The 14519-nt window shown below is 72.3% G+C and carries 10 protein-coding genes and 1 pseudogene; 6 read left to right on the plus strand and 5 right to left on the minus strand.

Annotation, left to right across the window (positions count from 1 at the left end; translation table 11 throughout):
* The first annotated feature begins 207 nt into the window (after positions 1-207).
* Together QUE40_RS12075 and QUE40_RS19270 are read left to right on the plus strand one after the other, a co-directional pair.
* The gene (locus QUE40_RS12075; protein WP_289231110.1) at positions 208-909 is read left to right on the plus strand and encodes a LysM peptidoglycan-binding domain-containing protein; all 702 of its coding nucleotides are present in this window, start codon (positions 208-210) and stop codon (positions 907-909) included.
* A pseudogene (locus QUE40_RS19270) lies at positions 906-1331 on the plus strand (Rv3235 family protein); the annotation flags it as partial. The gene QUE40_RS12075 and the pseudogene QUE40_RS19270, both read left to right, overlap by 4 nt.
* 249 nt (positions 1332-1580) lie before the next feature.
* Here the strand turns inward: QUE40_RS19270 and secA are convergent.
* Both secA and QUE40_RS12090 read right to left on the minus strand, forming a co-directional pair.
* Positions 1581-4367, minus strand: coding sequence for a preprotein translocase subunit SecA (gene secA / locus QUE40_RS12085; RefSeq protein ID WP_289231112.1), 2787 nt, complete (start codon positions 4365-4367; stop codon positions 1581-1583).
* A 305-nt stretch (positions 4368-4672) separates the two neighbouring features.
* Positions 4673-5479, minus strand: coding sequence for a MerR family transcriptional regulator (locus tag QUE40_RS12090; protein ID WP_289231113.1), 807 nt, complete (start codon positions 5477-5479; stop codon positions 4673-4675).
* Positions 5480-5607: 128 nt separating this feature from the next.
* Here QUE40_RS12090 and QUE40_RS12095 point away from each other — a divergent pair, with 128 nt between their 5' ends.
* The gene (locus tag QUE40_RS12095; protein WP_289231114.1) at positions 5608-7887 is read left to right on the plus strand and encodes a GNAT family N-acetyltransferase; all 2280 of its coding nucleotides are present in this window, start codon (positions 5608-5610) and stop codon (positions 7885-7887) included.
* 48 nt (positions 7888-7935) lie between these two features.
* On the opposite strand, the gene QUE40_RS12100 is transcribed toward QUE40_RS12095, so the two are convergent.
* Positions 7936-8859 carry a hypothetical protein gene (locus QUE40_RS12100; RefSeq protein WP_289231115.1) on the minus strand — a complete coding sequence of 308 codons (924 nt, stop codon included), beginning with the start codon at positions 8857-8859 and terminating at the stop codon, positions 7936-7938.
* Positions 8860-9149: 290 nt separating this feature from the next.
* Between QUE40_RS12100 and QUE40_RS12105 the strand changes: the two genes are divergently transcribed.
* The 3 genes from QUE40_RS12105 to QUE40_RS12115 all read left to right on the plus strand — a co-directional run bounded on the left by QUE40_RS12105 (position 9150) and on the right by QUE40_RS12115 (position 12389).
* Positions 9150-9851 (plus strand): nucleotidyltransferase domain-containing protein, encoded by a 702-nt coding sequence (locus QUE40_RS12105; RefSeq protein ID WP_289231116.1) that lies wholly within the window; start codon positions 9150-9152, stop codon positions 9849-9851.
* A 75-nt stretch (positions 9852-9926) separates the two neighbouring features.
* On the plus strand, positions 9927-10622 hold the full coding sequence (locus QUE40_RS12110; protein ID WP_289231117.1) for a hypothetical protein: 696 nt from the start codon (positions 9927-9929) through the stop codon (positions 10620-10622).
* Between the two features lie 756 nt (positions 10623-11378).
* Positions 11379-12389: an HNH endonuclease signature motif containing protein gene (locus tag QUE40_RS12115; protein ID WP_289231118.1), complete on the plus strand. Its 1011-nt coding sequence runs from the start codon at positions 11379-11381 to the stop codon at positions 12387-12389.
* A 191-nt stretch (positions 12390-12580) separates the two neighbouring features.
* On the opposite strand, the gene QUE40_RS12120 is transcribed toward QUE40_RS12115, so the two are convergent.
* Complete coding sequence (locus tag QUE40_RS12120) at positions 12581-13774, minus strand: winged helix-turn-helix domain-containing protein (RefSeq protein WP_289231119.1); 1194 nt, start codon at positions 13772-13774, stop codon at positions 12581-12583.
* Positions 13771-14496: a response regulator gene (locus QUE40_RS12125; protein WP_289231120.1), complete on the minus strand. Its 726-nt coding sequence runs from the start codon at positions 14494-14496 to the stop codon at positions 13771-13773. Before QUE40_RS12125 ends, QUE40_RS12120 begins: the two co-directional genes overlap by 4 nt.
* Positions 14497-14519 lie beyond the last annotated feature (23 nt).

Below are 14519 nucleotides of genomic sequence, written 5' to 3' on the forward strand. Positions count from 1 at the left end.
CCGCGCGCACCGGCTGCGCGCCGCGGGAGCGGGCCTGCTGCTCGCGGTCGCGCTGCTCACCGCCGCGTGGCTCACCGGCTCGGCCACCTGGCGCGAGCTGGAGCGGTTGCGCGCCGCGCCGCTGCTGCGGGTCGACGACGTCGTGCCGCTCGTCGCGCTCGTGGTGCTGCTGGCCGGTCTGCTGTGGCTGGCGCTGCTGGTCACGGTGTGCAGCCTGGAGCTGGCCCGGGCGGTGCGCCCCAGCCACCCGGCCGTGGTCGACCGCCGCACGCCGCGGCTCTCCCCCGCGCTGGCCACCCGCATCACCGGCCTGCTGCTCGCCGCGACGGCGTTCGGCTCGCTCGGCGGCACGACCACCGCGACGGCGGTGAGCGCGCCCACCGTGACGATCAGCGCGGGCAGCGCCGCTCCTCGCCCGACCTGCTCGCGCCCCGCTCGGCGCCGGCCCCCGACTTCGCGGAGGGTGAGGCGGGCGAGCGCTCCCAGCCCTTCCCCGACCTCGCGCCGCGTGACGAGCGTCCGGCCGGCTCGCGCTCCGCGCCCTCCCCCGACCTCGCGCCCGGCGACCAGCGTCCGGCGGACCCGACCACCGCGCGCGGGTGCGCTCCCCCGACGGCGCCCGAGCCCGGCTGGGTCGGCAGCGGGCCGCGGCTGCAGCCCAGCTCGACTCTCGACCGCGCCGGCCTGCTGGGCCGGTGCGCCCCGGCGTCGGGCGAGATCGTGGTGCACCGCGGCGACACGCTGTGGAGCATCGTCGAGCGCGACCTCGGCCCCACCGCCACCGCCCGCGAGATCGCCGAGGCGTGGCCGCGCTGGTTCGCCGCCAACCGCGAGGCCATCGGGGCCGACCCCGACCTGCTGCTGCCCGGAACCGTCCTGCTCCGTCCCTCCCAGGAGGCTGTCTCATGAGCGCCGTGACCATCGACGACCGTCCGACCACCGTGCGGCGCCTGCAGATCCGGCCGGCCGGCGACTGCGAGCCGCGCCCCCTCACCACCGAGGAGGTGCACGTGCGCTACGCCCAGGCCGCCCGGTCAGGGCTGCGGCTGGGAGCCGAGCCGCGCTACGTCCAGGGCAGCCTGGCGGTGTCGTTCGAGGAGGACGAGCGCCCCGACCCCGACTTCGGCCCGCAGCGCACCACGCGCGACTGCCTGCCCGACCCAGGATGGTTCGCCCAGCAGCTCATCGCCCGCGTGCTCGAGTGCGTGACCGGGGCACGGCCGCCACGGCAGCTGCAGCGCCACCTCGCGCCCGAGCCGCTGCGCCTGCTCACCGAGCGGCACGTGATCGCCCTGCGCCGCGGCGGCGCCAAGCTCGCCCCGCCCCGCATCCGCCGGGTGCACGTGTGCGAGCCCGGCGACGGCATCGCCGAGATCAGCGCCGTCGTGCTGCTCGAGGGCGCGTGCGCGCGCTCGCGCTGCGCCTCGAGGGCACCGACGGCCGCTGGGTCGTCAGCGACGTGCTGTTCGGCTGAGCCCGCGAGACGCGGGCACTCCCGTCACGCGGACAGGCGATTCACGTCAGGGCCGCCGCCACAGACGTACGGCCTGCAGCCGCACCCCGACGCGCCGCGCCGTGCGTCAGCGCCGCGCCTTGGCCTTCTTGCGCTTCTTGGACTTCGAGCCGCCGGTGCCCTTGGGCGAGGCGGTCGCGGCGGCGGAGTCGGCCGCCTTGTCGGCCTTGGCCTTGGCCCGCCGCTCGGCCCGCGGCAGGGACGCGTCCTCGTCGAGCACGCGACCCTCGGCGTCGACCTGGTGCTCCTCGACGGTGCCGTCCTCGCCGGGGGCGGACAGCTGGATGTTCTTCTGCTGCGGGGCCGGCAGCGACGCCTCGACCTCGGCCGGGTCGACCTCGACGTGGAAGAGGTGCTGGACCGACTCCTCCTTGATGGCGTCGTTCATCGCCTCGAACATCTGGTAACCCTCGCGCTGGTACTCCACGAGCGGGTCGCGCTGGGCCATCTGCCGCAGGTGGATGCCCTCCTTGAGGTAGTCCATCTCGTAGAGGTGCTCGCGCCACTGCCGGTCCAGCACCGACAGCACGACGCGCCGCTCGACCTCGCGGATGACCCGCTCGCCGAGCTGCTCCTCCCGGGTGTCGTAGGCGTGCTGGGCGTCGGAGCGCAGCTCCTCCTGCAGCAGGTCGGGCGTGATGCCCGCGCGGCCACCGACCTCGGACTCCACGTCCTCGACGCTGATGCTCACCGGGTACAGGTCCTGCAGCGCCTTCCACAGCGTCTCCAGGTCCCAGTCGTCGGAGAAGCCCTCGGCCGTGGCGCCGTTGACATAGGCGTCGACCGTGTCGTTGATGAAGAAGCGGATCTGGTCCTCCAGGTCCTCCTCCAGGACCCGGCGGCGCTCGGCGTAGATCGTCTCGCGCTGGCGGTTGAGGACGTCGTCGTACTTCAGGACGTTCTTGCGGATCTCGAAGTTGCGGCCCTCGACCTGGCTCTGCGCGCTGGCGATCGAGCGGGTCACCATCTTGGACTCGATCGGGACCTCGTCCTCGATCTTGGCCGTCTGCATGAACCGGTCGACCATCGTGGCGTTGAACATGCGCATCAGGTCGTCCTGCAGCGACAGGTAGAACCGGCTCTTGCCGGGGTCGCCCTGGCGACCGGCGCGACCGCGCAGCTGGTTGTCGATGCGGCGAGACTCGTGCCGCTCGGTGCCGAGGACGTACAGCCCGCCGAGCTCGAGGATCTCCTCGTGCTCCTTGGCCACCGACTTCTCGGCCTTGGCGAGCGCCTCGTCCCACTGCGCCTCGTACTCCTCCGGGGTCTCCTCCGGGTCCAGGCCCTTGGCCTTGAGCGCCGCCACGGCCATGAACTCGGGGTTGCCGCCGAGCATGATGTCGGTGCCTCGACCGGCCATGTTGGTCGACACGGTGACCGCGCCCTTGCGACCGGCCTGCGCGACGATCGTCGCCTCGCGCTCGTGGTGCTTGGCGTTGAGCACCTCGTGCGGGACGCCCTTGCGGCGCAGCTGGTCGGAGAGGTACTCGCTCTTCTCGACCGAGGTCGTACCGATCAGGACGGGCTGGCCGTCCTTGTGGCGCTCGACGATGTCGTCGACGACGGCGGCGAACTTGGCCTTCTCGGTGCGGTAGACCAGGTCGCGCTGGTCGTCGCGGATCATCGGCTTGTTCGTGGGGATGCTGACGACGCCCAGCTTATAGATCTGGTAGAGCTCGGCGGCCTCGGTCTGGGCCGTTCCGGTCATGCCGGAGAGCTTGTCGTACATGCGGAAGTAGTTCTGCAGGGTGACCGTGGCGAGCGTCTGGTTCTCGTTCTGGATGTCGACGCCCTCCTTCGCCTCGATCGCCTGGTGCATCCCCTCGTTGTAGCGACGGCCGGCGAGCATGCGGCCGGTGTGCTCGTCGACGATGAGGATCTCGCCGTTCATCGCGACGTAGTCCTTGTCGCGCTTGAACAGCTCCTTGGCCTTGATGGCGTTGTTGAGGTAGCCGATGAGCGGGGTGTTCTGGGCCTCGTAAAGGTTGTCGATGCCGAGCAGGTCCTCGACCTTCTCGATGCCGCTCTCGAGCAGGCCGACGGTCTTCTTCTTCTCGTCGACCTCGTAGTCGCCGCTGCCCTGGACGACCTTGTTGTCGGAGTCCTTCTTGGCGCGCTTGAGGTGCTGCACGATCTTGGAGAACTCGACGTACCACTTGGTGGCCTCGTCGGCCGGGCCGCTGATGATCAGCGGGGTGCGGGCCTCGTCGATGAGGATCGAGTCGACCTCGTCGACGATCGCGAAGTTGTGGCCGCGCTGGACCATCTCCTCCAGCGACCAGGCCATGTTGTCGCGCAGGTAGTCGAAGCCGAACTCGTTGTTGGTGCCGTAGGTGATGTCCTTGGCGTACTGCTCGCGGCGCTGCTCGGGGGTCATCGACGCCAGGATCACGCCGGTCTCGAGGCCGAGGGCGCGGTGGATGCGGCCCATCAGCTCCGACTGGTACTCCGCGAGGTAGTCGTTGGTCGTGACGACGTGGACGCCCTTGCCGGACAGCGCGTTGAGGTAGGACGGCAGCGTCGCGACGAGCGTCTTGCCCTCACCGGTCTTCATCTCGGCGACGTTGCCGAGGTGCAGCGCCGCGCCGCCCATGAGCTGCACGTCGAAGTGCCGCTTGCCGATGGTGCGCACGCTGGCCTCGCGCACCGCCGCGAACGCCTCGGGCATCAGGTCGTCCAGCGTCTCGCCGTCGGCGAGGCGCTTCTTGAACGCCGCCGTCTCGGCCTTCAGCTCGGCGTCGCTGAGCTTCTGGAAGTCCTCCTCGAGGATGTTCACCTGCTCGGCGATCCCCTCGAGGCGCTTGAGCAGGCGCCCCTCACCGGCACGCAGGACCTTCTCGACGATCTTCGGCACGCTCAGGGCTCCTGGTCTCACCCGCGTCGCGGGCGTCGGTCGAACTGCTCGGGTACGCCGCCGCGGGCACACGTCATCGACGTCGCCGTGGCAGACCAACCCAGGTTAGACGGTCAACGTCCTTCCGGGTGCATCCGTGCCCGCGGCGGCCGGCTCTTATCCCTCTTGGGCTCGGCTCCTCCTCCGGCAGCCCGTCGCAAGCTCCGGCCTGCCGGCATCGTCGCCGAACCGCAGCAGAACTCATCCGTCGCAAGCTCCGGCCTGCCGGCATCGTCGCCGAACCGCAGCAGTACTCAGTGCCTCGGCTACTCGACCGGCTGCTGCAGGTCGACGTCCCAGCCCGAGCCGGCGCCGTCGTACGGCGTGGCGAGGTAGATCTCCCGCGCGGTGCCCGCCGGCGTCAGGTCACGCCGCTCCACCTCGCGCACCAGCCCCTGCCAGGCCTGCGGCAGACCGACCAGGTCGGGGGCGGTGTAGCGCACGGTCAGCGCGCGGGGCGCCGCCGCGAGCCGGACCGGCTCGAGACCGTCGGGGGTCGGGGCGTCGCCGACCTGCTCGGCAGCGGCGGCGACCAGCTCGTCGCCGTCGCCGGTGTAGTGGGCGACCCCGGGGCCGACCCGGGTGGCGCCGGCCCGCTCGACCGCCTCGTTGACCCGCTGGAACATGGGCCCGATCTCGGACTCGATCTGACTCATCTCGGTGACCCGCGCCGACAGCTGCACCAGGCGCAGCTCGGGCAGGTCGGTCTCGACATAGGTGTGCTCGGACATGGGGACTTCCTTCTCGATCAGTCGGAGCCTCGCCTCCACCTGCCGCACTCGTTGCTCGTCCGTGCGCATCTGCTCCAGCAGCGCCGTCCGACGCTCCCGCAGCATCTGCGCGACCAGGTCGGAGCTCTGCGGCTCGGCCAGCAACCGCCCGACGTCGTCGAGCGAGAAGCCGAGATCCTTCAGGGCCACGAGCTGGTTGGCACGGTCGAGCTGGTCCGGCGAGTAGTAGCGGTAGCCGCTGAACTCGTCGACCCGCGCGGGCACGAGCAGGCCGAGCCGGTCGTAGTGCCGCAACATGCGGACGGACACTCCGACCAGCCGGGCGAATGCTCCGATGCTCAACATGACGACCCCCACACGACCGGCTGACATCGTGTCAGGGTCAAGCGTTCCTAGGTCGTGCCCCTTGTGGGCTCGACGCGCGCGAAACCCGGTTGAGGGCGGTGGCCGCTGCTGGTGGGATGCCAGGCATGGCGACCGCGAGCGTGCCCGAGCTGACCGATGGCGACGTGCGGTTGCGCGGGCACCGCGCGCAGGACGCGGCGCGCGTCGTGGAGCAGGTGAGCGACGAACGGTCGCGGCGCTGGACCACGGTGCCGACGCCGTACGGGCCCGCCGAGGCCGACGCGTTCCTCGCGCAGGTCGCCGCGGAGTGGACCGACGGCTCCGGCCGGTGGTGGGCGGTCGAGGTGGACGGCCGGTTCGCCGGGACGGTGAACTACTCCGTGCGCGGCGCCGGAGCCGCCGAGATCGGCTTCGGCCTGCACCCGGACGCGCGCGGGAAGCAGGTGGCGACGCGGGCGGTCGGGCTGGTGCTGGCGTACGCCTTCGCGCAGGACGGCGTCGAGACCATGGGTTGGCGCGCGGCTCGCGGCAATCTCGCCTCGTGGCGGGTCGCGTGGGCCAACGGGTTCAGCCTCGACGGCACCTGGCCCGGGCAGCACGTCACGCCGTCCGGGATGCGCGACGACCTGTGGGTCGGGCACCTCGACGCCGACGCGGCGCGCGAGCCGCGACTCCCCTGGTGGGAGCCGGCACCGTTGCAGGGCAACGGGATTCGGCTGCGGGAGTGGCGCGACTCGGACCGCCCGGACGCGGGGCCCGACGAGACCGCTCGGCGCTACGTCGTCACCCAGACGATGGTGCCGGCGCCCGAGTCGTTCGACACCTGGCTGCTCGACACTCGCACGTCGATGGCGGCCGGGGAGGGCGTGCACTGGTGCGTCGCCGACGCGCAGACCGACGAGGTGCTCGGCGGCATCCAGATCGACCAGCTCGACTCGCGCGCGACGCGCGGCAGCGGGATGGTGGCCTACTGGCTCACGCCCGGCGCACGCGGCCGCGGCGTGCTCGCCACGGCGCTGGACCTGGTCGTGGACCACGCGTTCGCCGAGCGGACCGACCCGGCCGGGCTCACCGGCCTCGGGGTGCACCGGCTGTGGGCCGGCACCGACGCCCGCAACCGGGCCTCGCAGCGCGCGCTGCGGCGGGCCGGCTTCCGCGAGGTGCTGCTGGAGAAGCAGGTGCTCACGCACGCCGGGCAGGACCCGAAGGAGGCGTTCGACGCGGTCTCGTTCGAGCTGCTGGCCTCCGACGACCGAGCGGCGACCCGGGTCGAGCCCGCGCCCGACACGGTCATCGAGACTGCCCGGCTGCGGCTTCGCCCGTGGCGGGAGTCGGACCGCCCGGCGCCGGGGGCCGGCCCTGACGAGGCCGCGCTGCGCGGCATGCCCGCCGGCGTGGTGCCGACCGCAGAGACGTTCGACGAGTTCCTCCGGCGGCGAGGGCACTACCGCGACAAGGGAACTCACGACTTCGCGATCGCGGACAGGGTCACGGACGAGGTGCTCGGTTCGATCGCCGTGTTCGGCATCGACCGCGAGGTCGGGCACGGCGAGGTCGGCTACTGGCTCCACCCCGGCGGCCGCGGGAAGGGGTATCTCGACGAGGCCCTCGCGGCGGTCGTCGAGCACGCCTTCCGGCCGACCGACGACGATGGCGCCGGGCTCGACCGGCTGCACGCGGGCACGGTGCTCGACAACTACGCGTCGCGAGCTGTGCTGCTGCGCAACGGTTTTCGGCTGTGGGGCGAGGATCACCAGGCCTACGTCGCCGCCGACGGGGAGCGCTCCGACGGCGCCTACTACGAGCTGCTGCGCGAGTGGGTCGACCGGCCCGTCGCGGTGGAGATCCCGGCGGTCGACGGCGAGCGGGTCCGGTTGCGGCCGTGGCGCGCGGCCGACGCGGCAGCGATCGTCGACGCCTGCACCGACCCCACGACGCGGCACTGGCTCGCCGGGCTCCCCGAGCCGTACGACGAGAAGGCCGCGCTGGCGTACGTCCACCAGGCCCGGGAGGACGCGGCGGCGGGGACGTCGATCACCTGGTGCATCGCCGATGTCCGCACCGACGAGCCGCTCGGCTCGCTGCAGCTCTCCGGCCTGCGCGGCCCGCGGCCGAGGACGGCAGCGGTGGGCTACTGGGCGCTCCCGCAGGCGCGCCGGCGGGGCGCGGTGACCGAGGGCGTACGACTCGCGGTGCGGCACGCCTTCCTGCCGTCCGAGGAGGGCGGGCTCGGACGACACCGCACGGTCTTGATCGCCGCCGACGGCAACGCGGCCTCGCAGTCGGTCGCCGAGCGAATCGGGTTCAGCCGCAACGGGATCGAGCACCAGGCCGAGACGCTGGGCGACGGCTCGACCGTCGACCTGGTGCGTTTCGAGCTGCTCGAGAGCGACTGGAGGAGCTGAACCAGTCGCCCCCGAGCGGCTCGTGGCGCGCGGCACGTGGCGCGCGGGTCAGGAGATCTTCCAGAAGACCGACCCGACCTGCTGCCCGGGATCGACCCCGGGTCGCCAGGCCACGCCGTCGCTGGTCGGCGTCGCCGCCCCCGAGGAGTTGCGCGACTGCGGCCAGACCAGCAGCTTGTAATAGCCGGGCGAGTCGAGCGAGAAGCTGCCGAGCTCGGTGAGCAGCGCGCCCTCCACGCCGGAGCCGTGGTTGGTGATGCTGATCCGCACCGGGGTCGGCGTGACGCTGGCGGCGGCGCCGTTGTCGCCCCGGACGAACTGGTAGTACAGCTCGTCGGTGACGTCGTTGCCCGTCGCCGCGTCCCGCCCGGAGTTGACGGCGTCGACGTGGAACTTCGCCCCCTGCAGCGTGTCCGTGCTGCCGGCCGGGACGACGTTGCCCCAGCCGGTCTGCGAGTTGGGCCCGACATACCCCGGCAGGCCCGAGGTCGTGGTGTCCCAGGCGTTCACCGAGACGGGACGACCCTCGTTGTTGCGCGAGGTCACGAGCATCGGGAACGACGTGCGGGTGGTCGTGCCGTCCTGCCAGGTGATCTGGATGGTCTCCTGATAGGTGCTCGGGGTGCTCGGCGAGCTGACGTCGAGGTCTCCGCGCGCGGAGATGTAGAGCTTCTGCAGCCCGTTGCCGAGCTCTTCGGTCGCGACGATGCCGTACACCTGGTCGACCGACGCCTGCACGTCCGGCACCCGGGTGAGCGTCAGCATGTCGGTGCTGCCGGTCGGGTTGTAGCGGTACTGGATCTGGGCCGGCAGCTCCCCGGTCTGCACGACGATCGTGAAGTCGGCCCGGAACTCGGAGTTGCTCACGTCGAGGGCGTTGTTCCAGCCGAGCAAGGTCACCTCGTGGTAACCCGCAGGTGGTGGACTGGCGCTCATGGCCGGCGCGCGGGCGCCGATCGCGATGACGGGCACGCTCCACGCGATGCCCTTGCCGACGGTTCGGCGGGAGATGTGGCCCGTCTGGTTCCGGGCAGGATTGGATGGCAGGTACTGCTCGTTCACCGCTACCCCCACGGTGCTTGTCGGAGACACATTTCGGACAGCCGACCCCGTACTGCGTGCCAACGATTCTCGCGCTAACTAGGCCAGACGGATAGGTCCTTTCGGGTGATATGCCCATCCTGGAAGATCTCTTGGACTCGGGGCGCCGTGGCCGGACGCATGCCCCCTGAGGCCGCCGTGGATGACACAGACTTGCTCGCATGGACGCACCGTGGTCCGCACAGGCGGACGCCGTCACGCGGTTGTGCCAGGACAGGCTGCCCGGCCTGGTCGGGGTGTACGTCCACGGCTCGGCGGCACTGGGCGGGTTCGGACCGGGTTCTGACCTCGACGTGCTCGTGGTCGCCGAGGAGTCGGGGTGCGACGCCCACCTGGGGCAGGCCCTGCTGGCGGTGCCGGGCCGGCCGCTGGAGCTCTCGGTGGTGACGCCCGCCGCGGCAGCGCGGCCCGCGGCGCCGTGGCCGTTCGTCCTGCACGTGGCCGGCCCCGACCGGGTGATCACCGGGCTCGGCGCGGGCGACGAGGACCTGATCGCCCACTACGCCGTCGTCCGGCAGTCCGGGCTGCGCATCGCCGGTCCGCCCCCGGCCGAGGTCGTGGGGGCGGTCGCGCGTGAGGTGCTGCTGGCGTACGTCGGGCGGGAGCTGCGCTGGGGGCTCGCCCAGGCCGACGAGCGCTACGCGGTGCTCAACGCGTGCCGGGCGGTGGCGTACGTCCGCGACGGGGTGCTGCTCTCGAAGCTCGCCGGCGCCGACTGGTGGGCGGATCGCGAGAAGCCCGGCGAGGTCGTACGGCGGGCGCGGGCGGCGCAGCTGGCCGGCACCGATCTGGGCCCGGCGGACACCGCCGCGCGGGCGTTCGTGACGGCCGCCATCGCCGAGGTCGACAGCGCCCTCGGGTGAGGTCTGATCGCCGGATATCCTTGGTTTGGCGGGGTTTTCGAGGGCTTGTCAGTGGTCGGTTCTAGGTTGTGTCGCATGGTCGATCTGGATGCTGCGGAGCACACCACGGGCGAGCTGCTCGCGGTGGCCTCGGCTGCGTTGCAGGCGGCCTACACGCGGGCCTCGGGTGGCATCGCGCCGGAGGCGGACCGGTCCGGGGAGGGTGAGCTGGACCCGGCGACGGTGCTGGCCCAGGTCGGGGCGCTGCACGAGCTGATCAACACTGCTTCGGCGGTGCAGACCCACCGGTTGGCCGAGCACGCCGCGACCGAGACGCACACGGTGTACGACCCGGAGTCCGGCCGGTCGACGTACACGCTGCGCAAGGGCCCGACCGGGCGGGTGCGCGACACCGCCGCGGCCGACCTGCAAGGGTTGCTCGCGCTGGGGCCGGTCACCGCCCGGCGGGTGCTGGCCCAGGCGGTCGAGGCGGTCGCGTTCTTCCCCCAGCTGGTCGATGCGATGGCCACCGGCGCACTGTCCCGGGCCCAGGTCGAGGCCGTGGGTGATGCGCTGGTCGACGTCGAACCCGCCCACCGGCGCAGCACCGCCCAGGGAGTGGAGCACCAGCTGCTGCTGCGCGGGATCGAGGACCTGCCCCCGTCCCGGCTGGGCAAGGTCGCCAAGGCCGCGGTCTACGCCGCCCGCCCCGAGGCCGAACCCGTCGCCCGGGAACGCGCCACCCGCGACCGGCTCGGGGTGTGGTTCTCCCCGGCCCGCTGCCCGGGCTGAGCGTGATGAACGCGACCCTGCGCACCCACGACGCGGTCACCATGCAACAAGCCCTGGAAGCCCTCGCCTGGCGCTACCACACCACCGCCCGCAAGACCCACCACGAACAGCAGCAGCAGGACGCGCAACAGCGGGACGCGCGCCAGGAGCAGCGGACCGGTGAGTGTGGCTGCTGCCCGCGCACCACCCACCGCCAGCCGTGCTGCGCATCGGGCGGGTTCGGCGCCGTGCACGACGCCGACTGCGACCCCGCCCGGCGCGCCGCCACCCAGGCCGCCGATGCGGCCGAGGACGTCCCGGTCGGCGCGCAGGGGAGAGAACCCCTTGCCCAAGCTCGGCGAGTGCCGCACCGATGCGCTGCGCGACCTGCTCATGGCCCAGGCCAGCATCGAGACCACCGCCACCCTCCTGGTCCCGATCATCCCCTTCCCCGCCACCCCGGCCGCAGAACCGAAACCGCCGGCAACACAGGCGCCTGCGCCGGTGGCAGAACCGCAGCCGGAGACCCAGGGTCCCAGCGTCCAGAAGACGACGGCACCGCCCGAGACGGTCACGCCGCGACCGGCCACGGACCCGTCACGGCCGCCGAAACCTGTTGCCAAACCTACGGATTCGCCCTCGACCCCGGGTGACGGCGCCGACGCTGCCCAGGCCGGACCGCCCAGGACAGGATCGGGCTGGATCCCTGCGACACCCGGCAGTGCTGGCGTGCCTGGAGTGCCCCCTGGCCCGCGGGAGCTGGTGTCTCGCGACCGGGTGGATGAGCTGCTGGCCGACCTGACCGACAAGGTCCCCGACCGTGTCCCTACCGCGTGGATGCACCGCGTCGCCGACCAGCTACGCCGCGCAGAACGCACCCGCTCCGTCGTCGAGGAAAGCCTCATCCGGCTCCTCGACCACCACGACATACCCACCGACCGCCCCGACAGCGACCCGCCGAGCAGCAACCACGCGCAGAACCTCGACGGCCTCGACCTCGCCGGCCTCGACAAGCAGGCCCCTGCCCCGGGGCCGAGCCGTGGACCCGACACGCGTCCCGCGCCCTCCGGCGCCCCGCCCGCGGGCCTCGCGCCGCGCGACGCCAGGCTGACCATCGCCCACGTGCCCGGCACGGTGCTGCTCGACCTCACCACGTCCAGGACACCCGACGCCGCCGGGGCGACGCAGCTGCGGCCCGAGTCCGAGGCGGCTGCCGCTGCCGAGCCCGGCGTGGTTTTCCCTGCCGATCACGGGGCGGCGGTCCCTGACGAGCATGATGAGTCGTTGCCGCCGATCCGCGACGTGCTCCACCGCCCCGGCAGCATCGACCACGTCCAGATCCCCGGCCTGGGCGTCATCCCCGCCGACGTCATCACCGCCATCCTGCGCGCCGGCAGCCTGACCCTGAGCCGAGCCCTGCTCGACACCACCACCGGCGCCCTGCTCACCGGCCCCTCCCCCGCCCGCACCCCCTACAAACCCAGCCACGCCCTGGCCGAGGCGATCCGGCTCCGCGACGGCACCTGCCGCTTCCCCGGCTGCACCCGCCCCGCCGAGCACGCCGACATCGACCACGTCAACCCCTACGACGCCGACAACCCCGACGCCCAGACCACCGGCAGCAACCTGCAGTGCCTGTGCCGCACCCACCACCGCGCCAAACAGTCCGGCGCCTGGACCGTCACCATGACCCCCGACGGCATCTGCACCTGGACCGCCATCACCGGCGAACAACGCTTCACCTACCCCCAGCACGCCGACCTCCTCGACGCCCCGCCACCCTTCTGAGCACCGACACCCTCTGGGCGCAGCCACCCTCTGGGCCCCGCCACCCTTCTGAGCACCGACACCCTCTGGGCGCAGCCACCCCGCTGAGGGACAGCAACGCCCCGGCAGAGGGGCAGCAAACGCCCTGACGGGGACAGCACGCCCGGACGGGCCGGACGACGGGGCGCCCGGGCGTCCAGCCCTGAGCTCCCTCAGCTGACGACGTCGGTGAGCTCCAGCCAGTCGGCCATCAGCCGCAGCTGCTGGGCCAGGCCGGCGTGGGCGGCTGCCGGCGCGTCGGGTTCCCAGGTCACCTGCAGCGCCCGGAGCGTCGACGCCTTCCGGTCGGCCTTGAGATCGACCCGCGCGGCGAGCGAGTCGCCGTAGAGGAACGGCAGCACGTAGTAGCCCTCGGTCCGCTGGTGCGCGGGCGTGTAGATCGAGATGCGGTAGCGGAAGTCGTACAGCATCTCGGTGCGCTCGCGCTGCCACACCAGCGAGTCGAACGGACTGAGCAGCGCCTCCGCGTGCACGGCGCGCGGCCTGGCGGCGTCGGCATGCAGATAGGCGGGCCTGCTCCACCCCTCGACCTCGCACGGGATCAGCTCGCCGTCGGCCACCAGCTGCGCGATCGCGGGGCGGGCCTGGGCCGACATGATCCGGAAGTAGTCGCGCAGGCACAGCTCCGTGCCGACCCCGTGGGCCCGGGCGGCGATCCGCACCAGCTCGAGGCACGCCTCCTCGGGCGAGGGGCGAGCCTCCGCCGAGACCGCTTGCGCAGCAAGGTGTCTCGGCAGCACCTGCTCCGGCAGGGCGTAGCGGCGCTCGAACTGCGCCGTACGCCCCGCGCTGCTGATCTCGCCCGACCAGAACAGGAACTCCAGCACCCGTTTGACCTCCGACCAGTTCCACCCCCAGTGCTCCTTGGCGCGGGGCTGGTCGTGCGCCAACCGACGCTCGCACTCGCGAGAAGTCAGCGGTCCGTGCGCCGCGACCTCCTCGCGCACCAGCGGGATCAGGTCGGGGCGCTCGTGCACGATGCTGCGCATCCCGCCCCACGCCCGTTCCCGTGCCCACTGCATCCGGAAGTCCAGCAGCGGCCAGGTGTCGGGCGGGACCAGGCTGGCCTCGTGCGCCCAGTACTCCACCAGCCGCCGCGGCGCCCGGTCGCGGGCGCGGTCGACCAGGGCGGTGTCGTAGGGCCCGAGCCGGGAGAAGAACGGCAGGTAGTGGCTGCGGCACACCACGTTGACCGAGTCGATCTGCACCACGCCCACCCGGTCGATCAGGCGCTGCACCTGGCGCATCGTGGCAGCGCCAGGATCAGGTTTCTGGTCGCGAAAACCTTGTGCTGCCAACGCAATACGGCGTGCGGCAGCCTTGGACATGCGGAGCGGACGGGTCATCGGGCCTCGTCGTCGACGGGCTCGTCGGGCACGAGGCCGGCGCGGACGGCGTACATCGCCGCCTCGACGCGAGAAGACAGCTCGAGCTTCTCGAGGATGCTGCGCACGTGGTTCTTCACGGTGTTCTCCGAGATGAAGAGCTCGTCGCCGATCCCCTTGTTGCTCAGCCCGCGCGCGACGAGGACGAGCACCTCACGCTCACGCTCGGTGAGCGCGCCGTGCGGCTCCGGCGGCTCGGGTCGTGGCGGCTCGCTGCGCAGCAGGCTGGCGTAGCTCGACATGAGCCGTCCGGCCATCGCCCCGGACAGCTGCGACTCGTGCCGGCTGGCCCCGCGGATCGCGGCGACCAGCTCGTCGGGGCCGACGTCCTTGAGCAGATAGCCGGTGGCCCCGGCGCGCACCGCGTCGGTGAGGTCGTCGGCGTCGTCGGAGGCGGTGATCATCAGCACCTGCGACAGCGGCGAGGACGCCTTGACCGCGGCGCACGCCTCGATGCCGCTGCCCCCGGGCAGGTAGATGTCCATCAGCACCACGTCGGGGCGCTGCTCGGCGGCGAGCCGCACCGCCTGCTCGGCGGTCTCGGCCTCGCCCACGACCTCGATGTCGGCCTCGAGCTCGAGCACCGTGGAGATGCCGCGTCGGTAGAGATTGAAGTCGTCGACGACCAGGACCCGGATGAGCCCGGTGTCCTGGCCGTCGACGGCGGGTCCGCGGTGCGCCATCAGCGACGCCGTGAGCGCATCGC

It is taken from the genome of Barrientosiimonas endolithica, from assembly GCF_030296655.1.
Lineage (GTDB): Bacteria > Actinomycetota > Actinomycetes > Actinomycetales > Dermatophilaceae > Barrientosiimonas > Barrientosiimonas humi.